This is a genomic window from Xanthomonas sacchari, from assembly GCF_024266585.1.
GTDB lineage: Bacteria > Pseudomonadota > Gammaproteobacteria > Xanthomonadales > Xanthomonadaceae > Xanthomonas_A > Xanthomonas_A sacchari_C.
In genome coordinates this window covers 1,270,992-1,285,697 of record NZ_CP100647.1, presented here as the reverse complement: position 1 = coordinate 1,285,697, position 14,706 = coordinate 1,270,992, and the positions used below count along the sequence as shown (strand labels likewise).

The following is a 14,706-nucleotide window of genomic DNA, read 5'->3' as shown; positions in this document are numbered from 1 at the left end:
TTCGCTCGTCGCGACTGAAGTCGCTCCCAAAAGAAGCGGATTCCCTGGTCTCCTGCGCGACTGCTGGCCGAATGCTCACGGCTACGCCAGCCGCCCGGTGACTCCCTGTGGGAGGGACTTCAGTCCCGACTGCAATGAGGTCCGATGCACCAGCAGCTTCGCTCGTCGCGACTGAAGTCGCTCCCACAAGGAGCGGACTCCCTTGTCTCCTGCGCGACTGCGGCCGAATGCTGACGGCTGTGCCAGCCGCCCGGTGACTCCCTGTGGGAGGGACTTCAGTCCCGACTGCAATGAGGTCCGATGCACCAGCAGCTTCGCTCGTCGCGACTGAAGTCGCTCCCACAAGGAGCGGATTCCCTGGTTTCCTGCGCGACTGCTGGCCGAATGCTGACGGCTGCGCCAGCCGCCCGGTGACTCCCTGTGGGAGGGACTTCAGTCCCGACTGCATGAGGTCCGATGCGCCAGTGGTTTCGCTCGTCGCGACTGAAGTCGCTCCCACAACACGCCCGATGCCCTCCGCCGTCATGGGCGCACTCCGACGCAACGCACGCAGATCATCGGCGCCACGACACAGATCCGCCGATGTTCGACAGGAGCGCGGCGTATGCGGCGGCGAACGTGTAGGCACCGCCTCTCTCAACCAGACATCCCTCAACCAGCGAACCCACCCGCATCCAGGAACGCCTGCTCTTCCGCCGTGGTCGTGCGCCCCAGCGCCGGATTGCGGTGCGGGAAGCGGCCGAAGCGCTGGATCACGTCTTCGTGCACCACCGCCCACTGCAGCGACTCGGCGTCGCCGAGCGCGCTGAACAACTCCACCGCCTGGCGCTGCCGCGCGGCATCCTCGGCATGCGTGTAGGGCAGATAGAAGAACATCCGCAACTCCACGTCGGTGGCCTGGTCGAAGCCGGCCGCCAGCGCCTGGTCGGCGTAGCGGCGGGCCAGGCCGTCGGTGGCGAAGGCATGCGCGCTGCCGCGGAACACGTTGCGCGGCACCTGGTCGAGCAACAGCAGCAGCGCCAGCGCGCCCTCGGCATCGGCCAGCCAGTCGCCGCGTTCGCCGCGCGCGGCGGCATGGTGCGCCTCCAGCAGGTGCAGGCGGACGTTGGCGTCGAAGGAGTCGTTGGCGGCGAACCAGCGCTCGCGGCCGGCGCTGCGCCAGAAGTCCACGACGGCGTGCGCAGGGGTGTCGGTCATCGCAATGTCCATGGTCGGCAATCGGCCTGGATAGCAGATCCGGCGTCGCGGCGCGGTGCAGCCGGGCGCGCCGATGCGGCGCCCGCACTTGGCAAGCGCGCCGGCTCGGGCTAGCGTGCGGGCACGGCCGCAAGGGCCGCGTCCATCTTCCGGGGAAAATCCGATGCGTCATCTGTTGCTCGCCTGCCTGGGCGTGGCGTTGTGCGGTCCGGCCGCCGCCGCCTCGCGTTTCGTCGACGATCCCTATCCCAGCACCTACCGCGCGCTGCCGTCGGTGCCGGTGCTGATCGAACACGCCACCGTGCTCACCGGCACCGGCGAGCGCCTGGACGACGCCGACGTGCTGCTGCAGGACGGCCGCGTGCAGGCGGTCGGCCGCGCGCTGGCCGCGCCGGCCAACGCCACCCGCGTCGACGGCCACGGCAAGTGGGTCACGCCCGGCATCATCGACGTGCACTCGCACCTGGGCGTGTATCCCAGCCCGGGCGTCAGCGCGCACAGCGACGGCAACGAGGCGACCGCGCCGGTGACCCCGAACGTGTGGGCCGAGCATTCGATCTGGCCGCAGGATCCCGGCTTCGGCACCGCGCTGGCCGGCGGCGTCACCGCACTGCAGGTGCTGCCCGGCTCGGCCAACCTGGTCGGCGGGCGCGGCGTCACGTTGAAAAACGTGCCGGCCACCACCTACCAGGCGATGAAGTTCCCCGGCGCGCCGTGGGGCCTGAAGATGGCCTGCGGCGAGAACCCCAAGCGGGTGTACGGCGAGAAGGGCGGCCCGTCCACGCGCATGGGCAACGTCGCCGGCTACCGCGCCGCCTTCATCGACGCCAGCGAATACCTGCGCAAGAACGCGCCGAAGCAGAAGAGCCCGCCCAAGCGCCACTGGTGGAGCCGCGGCGGCGGCGACAACGACAGCAGCGGCGACAGCGGCGGCAAGCGCGACCTGAAGCTGGACACCCTGGCCGGCGCGATCAACGGCGACATCCGCGTGCACATCCACTGCTACCGCGCCGACGAGATGAGCACCATGCTCGACCTGGCCAAGGAGTTCGGCTTCAAGATCGCCGCCTTCCACCATGGCGTGGAGGCCTACAAGATCGCCGACCGCCTGGCCCAGGAGAACGTCTGCGGCGCGCTGTGGGCCGACTGGTGGGGCTTCAAGATGGAGGCCTTCGACGGCATCCAGGAGAACATCGCCCTGGTCGACCGCCCGGCCAACGGCTGCGCGATCGTGCACTCGGACTCGGAGGAAGGCATCCAGCGGCTCAACCAGGAAGCGGCCAAGGCGATGGCCGCCGGCCGCCGCGCCGGCATGGACATCCCGCCCGAACGGGCGATCCGCTGGCTGACCAGCAACCCGGCCAAGGCGCTGGGCATCGACAAGCAGACCGGCTCGCTGGAGCCGGGCAAGATGGCCGACGTGGTGCTGTGGAACGGCAATCCCTTCAGCTCCTACGCCCTGGCCGACAAGGTCTACATCGACGGCGCGCAGGTCTACGACCGCACCGACCGCCGCCTGCAACCCACCTCCGATTTCATGCTCGGCCAGGAGGCCGCCCGATGAGCCGCGCCATGTCCTCGCCCCTCCGCCTGGCGCAGCGCCTGGCCCTGGCCGCCTGCCTGCTGCTGGGCAGCGCGCCCGGCTCCGCCCAGGACGTGCTGATCCGCGGTGCCACCGTGCATACCGCCAGCGCCCGCGGCACCCTCGCCAATGCCGACGTGCTGGTCCAGGGCGGGGTGATCCGCGCGGTCGGCCCCGGCCTGGCCGCGCCGGCCGGCGTCGCCGTGGTCGAGGCCAAGGGCCGGCCGCTGACCCCGGCGCTGTTCGGCGGGATCACCGAGATCGGCATCGAGGAGGTCTCCGGCGAGGCCTCCACCGTCGACAGCACGCTGACCCTGCCGCACGACCAGCCGATGCGCCCGGAGTTCGACGTGACCCTGGCCTACAACCCCGAGTCGGTGCTGATCCCGGTGGCGCGGGTCGAAGGCATCGGCTTCACCGCGCTCGGCGCCAACAGCGGCGGCGCCTTCGTCGCCGGCCAGGGCGCGGTGATGCGCCTGGACGGCGGCGCCGACCCGATCGGCCCGCGTGCGCTGTACCTGCACCTGGGCAGCGATGCGCTGGAGCTGAGCGGCAAGTCGCGCGCGGCGCAGTGGATGCTGCTCGACCAGTTGGTGGCCGAAGCGCGTGGGCGCATGCCCGCCGATTCGCCGCACGCGCTGCTGACCCCGGCCGGACGCGCGGTGCTGGCACGCTATCTGGCCGGCCAGGGCCGCATCGTGGTGACGGTGAACCGGGCGGCCGACATCCGCCAGCTGCTGCGCTGGGCGCAGCGCGAGAAGGTGCGCATCGCCATCGCCGGCGGCGACGAGGCCTGGAAGCTGGCGCCGCAACTGGCAGCGGCGCAGGTGCCGGTGTTCGTCAACGCGCTGGACGACCTGCCGGCCAGCTTCGACCAGATCGGCGCCACCCTGGAGAACGCCGCGCGCCTCAACGCGGCCGGCGTGGCGGTGAGCTTCACCCAGGGCGGCGACGGGGCACACAACGCGCGCAAGCAGCGGCAGCTGGCCGGCAATGCGGTGGCCCACGGGCTGCCGTGGGACGCCGCCCTGGCCGGCCTGACCCGGGTCCCGGCCGAGGCCTTTGGGGTCGGCGATCGCCTGGGCAGCATCGCCCCGGGCAAGCTCGCCGACCTGGTGCTGTGGGAAGGCGATCCGCTGGACGTGGCGCACTACGCCGAGCAGGTCTGGCTGGGTGGCCGCGCCATCCCGATGCGCTCGCGGCAGACCGAGTTGCGCGACCGCTACATGCAGCAGGGCGGCGCACTCCCGAAGGCCTACACCCACTAGCCTCGCCGAGGCAGCGGCGACGGCGGCGGGCAGACGCTGCCGTGCCCCGGTGGCAGCGCCGTCGCCTCGCGCTGCCGCCGCGCGCCTGAGCGCCGCCCCACCGGCACGCGGAGGCGACATCCCGCGCCGCACCCGCGCGCCGTAGGCTGTGCGCCCTGTTGCCCTCGCGCGTCCTGCCATGCCCCGCCTGCCCTGCCTGCTGCTGTGCCTGTTCGCGCTGACCAGCGCGGCGCCCGCACGCGCCGACGCCGGCCACTTCGGCGTCGCCAGGATCGGCGACCGCTTCGTCGTCGACAGCGGCGCCGACCTGGTGTTCAGCGTGGACGCGCGCACCGGCGACGTGATCTCCATGCGCTATCGCGGCAGCGAACTGGAGAGCCCGGAAGCCAAGCACTCGCAGATCGCTTCAGGCCTGGGCCGCGCCAGCGTCGCCGCGCGCACCGTCGGCGACACCATCGTGGTCTCGGCCAGCGCCGGCGACCTGGTGCAGTACTACATGGCGCGCAAGGGACGCGACGCGATCTACCTGGCCACCTATGCGCCGACCCTGCTGCCGGTGGCGAACTGCGCTTCATCGCCCGGCTCGACGCGGCCAAGCTGCCCGACGCCGAACGCGCGCCGGATTCCAATGTCGGCACCGCGATCGAAGGCCAGGACGTCTTCCTGCTGCCCGACGGCCGCACCAGCTCCAAGTTTTACTCGGCGCGGCGCGCGATCGACGACACTGTGCATGGCGTCAGCGGCCCCGGCGTGGCGGTGCGGCTGTGGATGGGCGATCGCGAACACAGCGCCGGCGGGCCGTTCTTCAAGGACATCGCCACGCAGAAGACCGCGCGCACCCACGAGCTGTACAACTACATGTTCTCCCAGCACACCCAGACCGAGCCGTACCGCGGCGGCCTGCACGGGGTGTACGTGCTGCAGTTCAGCCAGGGTGGCGCGGCGGCGCAGGTACCGCCGGACCTGCGCTTCGTCGACGCGTCGCTGGGCTTGCAGGGCTTTCTGGGCGCGGCGGGGCGCGGCGCGGTGGCCGGCCAGGTCTTCGGCGTCGCCGCGGGGCAGCCGGCGGTGATCGCCCTGCGCAATGCGCAGGCGCAGTACTGGGCCAGGGCCGATGCCGACGGCCGCTTCCGCATCGCCGGCATCCGCCCCGGCGCGTACCGCATCGCGCTGTACCAGCACGAGCTGGAGGTGGCCCACGCCACCGTGCAGGTCGCGGCCGCGACCACCGCGCAGGCCGACCTGCACGCGGTGCCGCTGCCGGGCCAGGTGATCTGGCAGATCGGCGATCCGGATGGCACGCCCGCCGGCTTCCGCAATGCCGCGCTGCTGGCGAGCGCGCATCCCTCCGACCGGCGCATGGCGCCGTGGGGGCCGCTGACCTATCGCGTGGGCCGCGACGGCCTCGACGCGTTCCCGGCGGCGCAATGGCGCGGCGTCAACACGCCCACGCGCATCGCCTTCTTGCTCGGGCCTGACCAGGTCCACGCCTACCGCCTGCGGCTGTTCGTTACCCTGACCCAGGCCGGCGGCCGTCCGCAGCTGCGGGTGAACGATCGCTGGAGCGGGCCGGTGCCGCCGCGCCCGGAGCAGCCGGACAGCCGCGGCATCACCCGCGGCACCTATCGCGGCAACAACACCGTGTATCTGGTCGATATCCCCGCCAGCGCCGTGCAGGCCGGCCGCAACACGCTGGACATCGAGGTCGCGTCCGGTACGCCGGACAACGGCTTCCTCGGCCCGGGCCTCGTCTTCGACAGCGTGCAGTTGCTCGCACCGCAGGCGACGCCGTGAGGATCTGGAGGACGGCCGATCGCCTGCGCATGCCGGCACCGGTGCCGGATAGCCCACCCGCGATGCCGAGCACGTGCGCAACGTTCTGCCGCCCAGCCGCGCCGAGGCGTCCTGACGGTTGCCCGCGACGCCTCGCACAACCCGCCGCTGCGAGGCACCGCCGGTGAAGCGGGCGCGGTGGCACCGGCATGGCCATGGCCCCGTCTCAGTTGGCGCCGATGTTGGCCTGGATCCACGCCCAGCCGTTGCCGCGCACCACCTCGAAGCCGGCCTCGACCACGTGCAGGTACATCGCGTTGCTGAAGCGTCCGTCCTGCGCGCGGTGATCGTGCAGCCAGGTCAGGAACGGCTTGATGTCGATGTTGAGATTGCCGTTGCTGGGCAGGGTCGACTGGCCGGCGGTGTTGTGCGGGATGAAGGTGTAGACGTAGTAGCCGGCGGCGCTGTTCATGCCTTCCCACAGATCGAAGGTGTAGCCGCCGGCGCTGATGACGTTGCTGGCGGTGAGCGTGCCGATCGGATACGAGTTGTGGCCGCCCCAGATCATCACTTCGGCCTGCGGGATCGCGCTGGATGAAGTGTTGCTGTCCCAGCGGAAGAACAGGTCGTAGGCGAAGTCGCCGGCCAGGTTGCTGCCGCCGGACGAGTACGCGAAGCTGGCCGGCAACGCCCGCAAGGCCGAGACCTGCCGCGGAAAGGTGCGGTCGGCGGTGGGATTGAAGCCGTAGTGCGAGCCGCGCAGGATCGCCGGATAGCCGTACAGGCTGGTGTTGGGGAAATTGAAGGTCACGGTCATGCTCGGCGTGCTGCCGCTGTGGAACGTGCCCTGGATGACGTTGTTGGGATCGTTGAAGTTGTTCACCCAGGCGTACTGGTTGCCGTACACCTGGTAGGGACCGGCCAGCGCCATCGGTGCGGCGGCGAACAGGGCCGTGGCCGACAGCGCGCGCAGGGATCGCATCCAGTCGCGCGGCGGCCGGGCGAGCGTGGCGGGACGGCGCTGCGGAGCAGCGGCGGAAACGGGAGCGGAAGCGTGCATGTCGGTCTCTCCTGAGCGTGCAGCGGCAGCGAAGGTGCTGCCGCGATGGACGCTAGCAAGGCGCACACGCGGCGAGCTATGACAAGACGCGCGCGCGCCATGCGCCAGTGCAATAGCGCTACCGCGATCCAGGCCGCGGACGCGCGGCGCTTCACAGATATCGCGTGCGGGCGAGATTGTCGCGATGGCATCGTCTACGTATCGCGGTCACCGCGGGAGCGGGCGGCACCGGCCTCTCGCGCTGCACCATGCGCAGGCCGCGAGTCGCGGCGCGCGCGGCGCCGCGATAAGCTGTCGAGTCCTTGCGGAGAAGCACGATGAAGCTGCGCTGGTATTTCGATTTCATCTCGCCCTTTTCCTATCTGCACTGGCAGCAGTTGAAAACGCTTCCGGAGTTCGAGCGGATCCAGCCGCTGCCGATCGTGTTCGGCGCGGTGCTGGCGCAGCTGCAGACGCGCGGGCCGGCCGAGGTCCCGCACAAACGCGAGTTCACCTACCGCTTCGTGCAATGGCAGGCGCAGCAGCAGGGCGTACCGCTGCGCTTCCCGCCGGCGCATCCGTTCAACCCACTGACCGCGCTGCGCCTGTGCATCGCCGCCGGCACCACGCCGCAGGCCATCGATGCCATCTTCGACTGGCTATGGCGCGACGGCCATGCCGGCGACGACGCCGCGGCGTTGGCGCAGGTCGGCCAGGCGCTGGGCATCGCCGACGTGGCCGCGGCCACCGCGCAGGCGCAGGTCAAGGCGCAACTGCGCGCCAACACCGAGCAGGCGCTGGCCGCGGGCGTGTTCGGCGTACCGACCCTGCAGATCGACGACACCCTGCTGTGGGGCAACGATGCGCACCCGCTGATGCGGGCGGTGCTGGCCGACCCGCAGCTGCTGCAACGCGGCGAGATGGCGCGCCTGGGCAGCCTGCCGGCCGCCGTGCAACGCGGCGCCTGAGCGGCCTCCATGCCTCTCGACACGTCCCACTCCAGGAGAACCAGCGGATGCGCATCGGCCTCGTCATAGATTCCGCCTGCGATCTGCCGCAGGACTACATCGCACACCACGGCCTGGTGGTGTTGCCGATCAGCGTGCGCATCGGCGACACGATGCTGGCCGATCGCCGCGACGAGCAGGCCACGCTGGAGTTCCTGCACAGCCAGGTCGGCGCGCACGGCGCCGAAGCCGAAACTGTGCCCTTCAGCGTGGCGCAGATCCGCGCGCTGTTCCTGGACCGGCTGGTCATCGACTACGACCACGTGTTCTGCCTGACCATCGCCAAGACCCGCAGCCCGATCCACGACCACGCGCAGCAGGCCGGCTTCGCCATCCTCAACGACTACAAGCCGATCCGCCAGGCCGCCGGCCACGCCTCGCCGTTCGCGCTGCGGGTCATCGACACCCAGAACCTGTTCGCCGCACAGGCGGTGGTCGCCGCCGAGGCGGTGCGGTTGCGCGCCGGCGGCGCCGGCGTGCAGGCCATCCGCGAACAGCTGGAAACGCTGGCCGAGCACACCCATGGCTACATGGTCGCGCGCGACCTGTACTACCTGCGCAGCCGCGCGCGCAGCAAGGGCGACCGCAGCGTCGGCCTGCTCAGCGCCGCGCTCGGCTCGGCCCTGGACATCAAGCCGGTGCTGCACTGCCACCGCGGCGAGACCGCGCCGGTGGCCAAGCTCAAGGGCTTCGACCATGCCGTGCAGACGCTGTTCGGCCTGGCCGCCGAGCGGGTGGCCGCCGGGCTGATGACGCCCACGCTGTGCCTGAGCTATGGCGGCGCGCTGGCCGAACTGCGCGCCCTGCCCGGCTACGCGGCGCTGCGGCAGGCCTGCGACGCGCATGGCGTGGAGTTGCTGGAAAGCGTGATGAGCCTGACCGGCATGGTCAACGTCGGCAAGGGCGCGCTGGTGCTGGGCTTGGCCGGCGACCGGCTGCACTTCGGCTGATGCGCCCGCCGCGGCGGCGTCGACGGCGAGGCGCCGCCGGCTCTGCTAGGCTGCGCGGCTTCGTACCGCCCACAAGAGATGCCCATGGCCGTTACCTACTCGATCAGCCTGCCCGATCCCGCCCGTGCCCGCGGCAGCCACCCGACGCTGAGCTTCAGCGCGCACGGCGCCGACGCCTTCGCCGAACAACTGCAGGCCGCCCTGAGCGATCCGGCCTGGTTCGAACGCTGGCGCGCGCTGCAACCGGAGCCGGACGAGGTCGATCCGGCCCTGGGCGTGACCGATCCGGCGGCGCGGGTGACCGGCCGCCAGGACGATCTGCGCATCGACCTGTCCGCCACCACCAGCGTCCCCGGCGACATCCTCAAGCAGCGCATGCGCCTGCTTGCCGGCAGCGGCTGGGAACTGCGCGACGTGCGCTGAGCCGAACGCCCCGGCCACCGCGCTGCGGTGGCCGACCCGCGCACGCGGTGCCGCGCCGCACCTAGGACGCGGCCACCGCCCGGCGCGGCCAGGACCAGCGCAGGTTGACCCCCAGCGTCCCCAGCACGATCAGCGCCAGGCCCAGCCACTGCACCGGCACCAGCCGGTGGCCGTACAGCAGGTAGTCCAGCAGCAGCGTCACCAGCGGATAGACGAAGGCGACCACCGCGATCACCGCCACGTGCAGGTGCCGGTAGGCGCTGTAGAACAGCACGTACACCACGCCGCTGTGGATCACCCCCAGCCCGACCAGCCAGAACCAGTGGTCGCCGGAATGCAGCGCGGCGCTGCTGGAAAAGCCGGCCAGCATCGCCGCACCGACCCAGCACTGCACCGTCACCACCGCCAGCGGCCGCTCGCGGCTGATCCGCCGCGACATCAGCAACGACGCCCCGCACAGCAGCGCGCCCAGCAGGGTCAGCGCGATCCCGCCCAGGTAGCCGCGGTCGGCGCTGGACCACAGCCGCAGCGGGTCGGCCGAACAGGCCACGCCGACGAAGGCCAGCAGGGTCCAGCCCAGGTCGGCGCGGCGGCTGCGCTCGCCCTGCAGCAGCGCCGCCAGCAGCAGCATCACGAACGGGAACACGTGGTAGACCATCGTCGCCACGCCGATCGACGAACGCGCCATGCCGGCGAACAGCGCCACCCAGTTGAGCACCAGCAGCACGCCGCTGAACGCGGCGTCGCGCAGCAGTGCGCGCTCGCGCCACAGCCCGCGCAACTGCCCGCCGAGCAGGCCGCACACGGTCAGGAACAGCGCGCCGAACAGGCAGCGGTAGAACACCGCGGTCACCGGGTCCTGGCCGCTCTCGTGCACGAACACGCCGACCGAGCCGATCAGCACCTCGGCCAGCAGCAACTGCCACAGGGCGCGCCGCGCGGTGCCCGCCGATGTCGCGACGGCCGCGCTCACAGCGCGATGCTCCCGTGCAGGTACTGCACGGCCGCGCCGCGCACCTGCACGTGGTCCGGCAGCACCCGGCAATCGAGTTCGCCGCCGCGCGCCGAGGCCTGCAGCGCGCGCAAGTCGCGCTTGCCCAGGCGCTGCGCCCACAACGGCGCCAGCGCGGCGTGGATGGAGCCGGTCACCGGGTCCTCGGTGCCGCCATTGGCCGGCCAGAAATAGCGCGACACGAAATCATGGTCGCGGCCGGGTGCGGTGACCGCGACATCGCGCGGCGCCAGCGCCAGCATCCGCACCAGGTCCGGCACCACCGCGCGCACCTGGCCTTCGTCCGCGTACACGGCGATGTAGGCCTGGGCGTTGCGGTACGCCGCCTGCGGCGCGATCGACAGCGCCTGCGCGAGGGCCTGCGGCACCGTCGCCAACGCGGTCGGCGCCAGGTTCGGAAAGCGCAGGACGAAGCGTCCGTCGGCCTCGCGGTCCACCGCCAGTTCGCCGACGCCCGCAGCGCGGAACCGCAACGGCAGCGGCGCCAGGCCCTGGGTGACGACGACGAAGGCGCTGGCCAGGGTGGCATGGCCGCAGAACGTCACTTCGCGCAGCGGCGAGAACCAGCGGATCGCGAACGCGCCGTCGGCCTCGCGCACGAAGAACGCGGTCTCCGAGAGATTGTTCTCGCTGGCGATGGCCTGCATCAGCGCATCCGGCAACCACGCCTGCAGCGGCACCACCGCGGCCGGATTGCCGCGGAACCGCACCGTGGTGAACGCATCGACGATGAACAGCGGCACCTGCACGCGCGGCCTCGCGGGAATCGGAAAGGACGCGGCCAGTGTGCGCCGGGGTGGGCGACCAGCACAGAGTCAGATACGCTGCAAATCGACCGATACAGATGAGGCCGCCGCATGCGCCTGTACGAAGCGCTCGCCAGCCAGCTGCGCGACCAGATTGCACAGGGCACCCTGCGCGCCGGCGAGCGCCTGCCGTCGATCCGGCAACTGGCCGCCGGCCACGGCATCAGCACCGCCACCGCGGTGCAGGCCTGCCTGCAGCTGGAACGCGAAGGCCGGGTGCAGGCGCGCCCGCGCTCGGGTTACTTCGTGCGCGCCGCGGCGACGCCGCTGCCGGCCGGCGCCACCCCGTCGCGACGGCGCGCGCCGGGCGCGGTCGCCAATCCGGCGCTGCAGGGCGTGCTGGACATGCTCGCGCGCTCGGACCTGGTGCCGCTGCACACCGCCACGCCGGCGGCGGCGCTGCTGCCCGGCGCGCAGCTGGCCAGCGCGCTGGCGCGGCAGTTGCGGCGCCAGCGCAGCGCCGCGCTCGACTACGCGCCGCCGCAGGGCCATGCCGCGCTGCGCCGGCAGATCGCGCAGCGCTACGCGCACTGCGCCACCGCGGTGGACGTCGACGAGGTGGTGGTGACCGCCGGCGCGATGGAGGCGATCAGCCTGGCGCTGCGCACCCTCGCCGCGCCCGGCGACGTGGTGCTGGTCGAGACCCCGACCTACCACGGCATCCTGCAGGCGGTGGCGGCGCTGCGGCTGAAGGTGCTGGAGGTGCCCAACCGGCCCGGCCAGGGCATCGACGCCGTGCGCCTGGACGCGCTGCTGCAGCGCACGCCGGCGCGCGCCGCGGTGCTGGTGCCGAACTTCAACAATCCGCTCGGCAGCCTCACCCCCGATGCCGCCAAGCGCGCCCTGCTGGACAGTTGCGCGCGCCACGGCACGGTGGTGATCGAGGACGACATCTACGGCGAACTCGACTGGTCGGGGCAGCGCCCACGGCCGCTGCGCCATTTCGACACGCATGGCAACGTGATCACCTGCGGCGCCTTCTCCAAGGTGCTCGCGCCCGGCCTGCGCGTGGGCTGGCTGCTCGGCGGCGGCTGGACCGACACGCTGGTGCGCGCCAAGTACTTCTCCACCATCGGCGGCGCCAGCCTGCCGCAACTGGCCCTGGCCGACTACCTGGAGCGGCACGACCTGGAGCGCCACCTGCGCAAGCTGCGCCGCACCCTCGCCGACAACGGCCAGCGCCTGCGCGAGGCGGTGCTGCGGCACTGGCCGGCCGGCACCCGCATCGGCGACCCGGCCGGCGGCCTGTCGCTGTGGCTGCAACTGGCCGACACCGGCAGCGGCCAGGCCTTGTTCGAGGCCGCGCTCGCCGAGGGCATCGGCACCTCGCCCGGGCACCTGTTCTCCAGCCGCGGCGACTACGCCGACCACCTGCGGTTGAGCTGCGGCCAGCCGTGGACGCCCGCGCTGGAACAGGCCATGCGCCGGCTCGGCACGCTGGCCGCGCGGTTGCCGCGCTGACCGCGGCGTCCAGCGCTGCGCCGCGGTCCCGACCCGAGGCGCGCGCGGCCGGTGCCGGCCTCCCTGGCGACCGCCAGGCATGCTGGCCGCGCCGCCCGAGCGGCGGCGATGCATCTGGGAATCCATACAAGCACCGGCCGCTCGCGGCGGTCGCCGCCGCGGTGCGACACCGCGGCGCTGGCAGCGTCCGCCGCGAGCGCGTGGACGCGATCACCGGCACCCAGGGGCGGTGGCGCTATGGCGTCGCCGCGCCGATCGCCAGCGCCACGCAGGCGCCGAACAGAGTGCAGGCGAGCATCGCCACGGGGCTGAGCGGGCTGCGCCAGCGCTGCCAGGGGAGCTGCAGGGTGCGACGGCAAGACATGGCGCGGCTCCGATCCAGGGACGTGGCGATGGCGAACCCTGCGGAATCTAGCCAGCGCCGGTCTCAGCAGACGCGAACGCGATCGCACAACCGCATGGCGGACGGCGCCGCCCCCTGTTTGTTTACGAGACCGGCCACTTGCCGCCCGTCGCGGTCACCGGTCTGTCATGTGCGCGGCCGGCAAGGGGCGCCGCTCGCCTGAGGCCCGCATGGGCAGCACGGCCGGGGAGACCGCTGGAATGTGGCACCGCCGGCACCGCGACGTGCGGCACCTGTCCGGCGGTCCGCAGCGCGCGCGGCCGCCGGCGGAGCGCGCTCAGCCCTGCAGCGCGCGCGCGTGGAAGGCGATGTGCTCGCCGATGAAGCTGCCGATGAAGTAGTAGCTGTGGTCGTAGCCGGGCTGCACGCGCAGGGTCAGCGGGTAGCCGGCGGCCTCGGCGGCGGCCTGCAGCAACTGCGGGCGCAACTGCGTGTCCAGGAACTCGTCGCCGCCGCCCTGGTCGATCAGCAGCGGCAGGCGCTCGCTGGCGCGGCCGATCAGCACGCTGGCGTCGTATGCCTGCCATTGCGCGCGGTCCTCGCCCAGGTAGGCGGTGAAAGCCTTCTCGCCCCACGGCACCTGGCTTGGCGCGACGATCGGCGAGAACGCCGACACGCTGCGGTAGCGCCCGGGATTCTTCAGCGCCACCACCAGCGCACCGTGGCCGCCCATCGAATGGCCGCTGATCGCGCGGCGGCCGTTGTGCGGGAACTGCGCCTCGATCAGCGCCGGCAGTTCCTGCACCACGTAGTCGTACATGCGGTAGTGCTCGGCCCACGGCGCCTGGGTGGCGTTGACGTAGAAGCCGGCGCCCTTGCCCAGGTCGTAGCCCTCGGCGTCGGCGACGTGCTCGCCGCGCGGGCTGGTGTCGGGCGCGACCAGGATCACCCCATGCTCGGCCGCATAGCGCTGCGCGCCGGCCTTGGTGATGAAGTTCTGCTCGGTGCAGGTCAGGCCGCTGAGCCAGTACAGCACCGGCAGTGTGGCGTGCTCGGCCTGCGGCGGCAGGTACACGGCCACCTGCATGGGGCAGCCGAGCACGGCCGAGTCGTGGCGATAGACGTCCTGCCAGCCGCCGCAGCAGGCGTGGTGTTCGATGCGTTCCATGGACAGTTCCGAAAAGAGGGCCTGCGGCCGCGACCGGCCGCAGGCGGGATGCCGCGACGCGTCGCACAGCGACGCGCGGCGGCGGGCTTCAGTGCAGCACGCCGTTCTTGCGCGCCACGTGGGTGGAGATCGCGTCCATCAGCGGCGGCGACAGGCAATCGTACGGTTCCAGCTGCAGTTCGCGCAGGCGGTTGCGCACCCCGTCCATCGCTTCCGGCCGCGTGCCGCTCTCGATGATCGAGGACACGAACGCGGCGAAGCCCGGCGCCGACCAGCCCTGCTGCGGCGACAGTTCCGTGTGCACGAAATCCAGGCCGTAGAACGGATGCTCGGTGTTCTCGATGCGGCCGTACATGTGCACGCCGCAGCCGGTACAGGCGTGACGGCGGATCGTCGCGCTCTCGTCCACCACCTTCAGCTTCTCCGCGTGCGCGGTCACCTTGACCTTGTCGCGCGCCACCACCGCCACCACCGAGAAGGTCGCGCCCTTCGGCTTCCAGCACTTGGTACAGCCGCAGGCATGGTTGTGCGCGGTCTGCGCCGCCACTTCCACCACCACCTTGTCGCTGGCGCAGTGGCATTCCAGGGTGCCGCCCTGGAACTGCTCCGCGCCGGCACGCACGCCGGCATCCACCGACGGATGAATCGTCACAGTACTCATCTTGCCCCCTCCCGGG

13 protein-coding genes and 1 pseudogene are annotated in these 14,706 nt (G+C 71.9%); 7 read left to right on the top strand and 7 right to left on the bottom strand.

The window, feature by feature from the left end; translation table 11 throughout:
* Positions 1 to 651: 651 nt before the first annotated feature.
* Positions 652 to 1,197 (bottom strand): DUF924 family protein, encoded by a 546-nt coding sequence (locus NKJ47_RS05240; RefSeq protein ID WP_254460464.1) that lies wholly within the window; start codon positions 1,195 to 1,197, stop codon positions 652 to 654.
* Positions 1,198 to 1,360: 163 nt separating this feature from the next.
* On the opposite strand from NKJ47_RS05240, the gene NKJ47_RS05235 reads away from it, so the two are divergent.
* The 3 genes and pseudogenes from NKJ47_RS05235 to NKJ47_RS05225 all read left to right on the top strand — a co-directional run bounded on the left by NKJ47_RS05235 (position 1,361) and on the right by NKJ47_RS05225 (position 5,841).
* Positions 1,361 to 2,761: an amidohydrolase gene (locus NKJ47_RS05235; RefSeq protein WP_254460463.1), complete on the top strand. Its 1,401-nt coding sequence runs from the start codon at positions 1,361 to 1,363 to the stop codon at positions 2,759 to 2,761.
* The gene (locus tag NKJ47_RS05230) at positions 2,758 to 4,047 is read left to right on the top strand and encodes an amidohydrolase family protein (protein WP_254460462.1); all 1,290 of its coding nucleotides are present in this window, start codon (positions 2,758 to 2,760) and stop codon (positions 4,045 to 4,047) included. Before NKJ47_RS05235 ends, NKJ47_RS05230 begins: the two co-directional genes overlap by 4 nt.
* Before the next feature lie 178 nt (positions 4,048 to 4,225).
* A pseudogene (locus tag NKJ47_RS05225) lies at positions 4,226 to 5,841 on the top strand (rhamnogalacturonan lyase B N-terminal domain-containing protein).
* 205 nt (positions 5,842 to 6,046) lie between these two features.
* Here NKJ47_RS05225 and NKJ47_RS05220 read toward each other — a convergent pair.
* On the bottom strand, positions 6,047 to 6,880 hold the full coding sequence (locus tag NKJ47_RS05220) for a GH12 family glycosyl hydrolase domain-containing protein (RefSeq protein WP_429002492.1): 834 nt from the start codon (positions 6,878 to 6,880) through the stop codon (positions 6,047 to 6,049).
* Between the two features lie 317 nt (positions 6,881 to 7,197).
* Here NKJ47_RS05220 and NKJ47_RS05215 point away from each other — a divergent pair, with 317 nt between their 5' ends.
* From NKJ47_RS05215 to NKJ47_RS05205, 3 genes are all read left to right on the top strand, one after another.
* Positions 7,198 to 7,827: a 2-hydroxychromene-2-carboxylate isomerase gene (locus tag NKJ47_RS05215; protein WP_254460461.1), complete on the top strand. Its 630-nt coding sequence runs from the start codon at positions 7,198 to 7,200 to the stop codon at positions 7,825 to 7,827.
* Positions 7,828 to 7,874: 47 nt separating this feature from the next.
* On the top strand, positions 7,875 to 8,816 hold the full coding sequence (locus NKJ47_RS05210; protein ID WP_254460460.1) for a DegV family protein: 942 nt from the start codon (positions 7,875 to 7,877) through the stop codon (positions 8,814 to 8,816).
* An 84-nt stretch (positions 8,817 to 8,900) separates the two neighbouring features.
* A complete protein-coding gene (locus NKJ47_RS05205) occupies positions 8,901 to 9,239 on the top strand; it encodes a hypothetical protein (RefSeq protein WP_254460459.1) in 339 nt (112 codons plus the stop codon).
* Between the two features lie 61 nt (positions 9,240 to 9,300).
* On the opposite strand, the gene NKJ47_RS05200 is transcribed toward NKJ47_RS05205, so the two are convergent.
* Positions 9,301 to 10,212 (bottom strand): DMT family transporter, encoded by a 912-nt coding sequence (locus NKJ47_RS05200; RefSeq protein ID WP_254460458.1) that lies wholly within the window; start codon positions 10,210 to 10,212, stop codon positions 9,301 to 9,303.
* Positions 10,209 to 11,000 (bottom strand): PhzF family phenazine biosynthesis protein, encoded by a 792-nt coding sequence (locus NKJ47_RS05195; protein WP_254460457.1) that lies wholly within the window; start codon positions 10,998 to 11,000, stop codon positions 10,209 to 10,211. Before NKJ47_RS05195 ends, NKJ47_RS05200 begins: the two co-directional genes overlap by 4 nt.
* Before the next feature lie 108 nt (positions 11,001 to 11,108).
* Here NKJ47_RS05195 and NKJ47_RS05190 point away from each other — a divergent pair, with 108 nt between their 5' ends.
* On the top strand, positions 11,109 to 12,518 hold the full coding sequence (locus NKJ47_RS05190; protein WP_254460456.1) for a PLP-dependent aminotransferase family protein: 1,410 nt from the start codon (positions 11,109 to 11,111) through the stop codon (positions 12,516 to 12,518).
* Positions 12,519 to 12,753: 235 nt separating this feature from the next.
* Here NKJ47_RS05190 and NKJ47_RS20700 read toward each other — a convergent pair whose 3' ends face one another.
* The 3 genes from NKJ47_RS20700 to gfa form a co-directional block, all read right to left on the bottom strand.
* Entirely contained in the window at positions 12,754 to 12,882 is a 129-nt protein-coding gene (locus tag NKJ47_RS20700; RefSeq protein WP_263392407.1) for a hypothetical protein, read from the bottom strand.
* 316 nt (positions 12,883 to 13,198) lie between these two features.
* Complete coding sequence (fghA, locus tag NKJ47_RS05185) at positions 13,199 to 14,029, bottom strand: S-formylglutathione hydrolase (protein WP_254460455.1); 831 nt, start codon at positions 14,027 to 14,029, stop codon at positions 13,199 to 13,201.
* An 88-nt stretch (positions 14,030 to 14,117) separates the two neighbouring features.
* On the bottom strand, positions 14,118 to 14,690 hold the full coding sequence (gene gfa / locus NKJ47_RS05180; RefSeq protein WP_254460454.1) for an S-(hydroxymethyl)glutathione synthase: 573 nt from the start codon (positions 14,688 to 14,690) through the stop codon (positions 14,118 to 14,120).
* Positions 14,691 to 14,706: the final 16 nt, after the last annotated feature.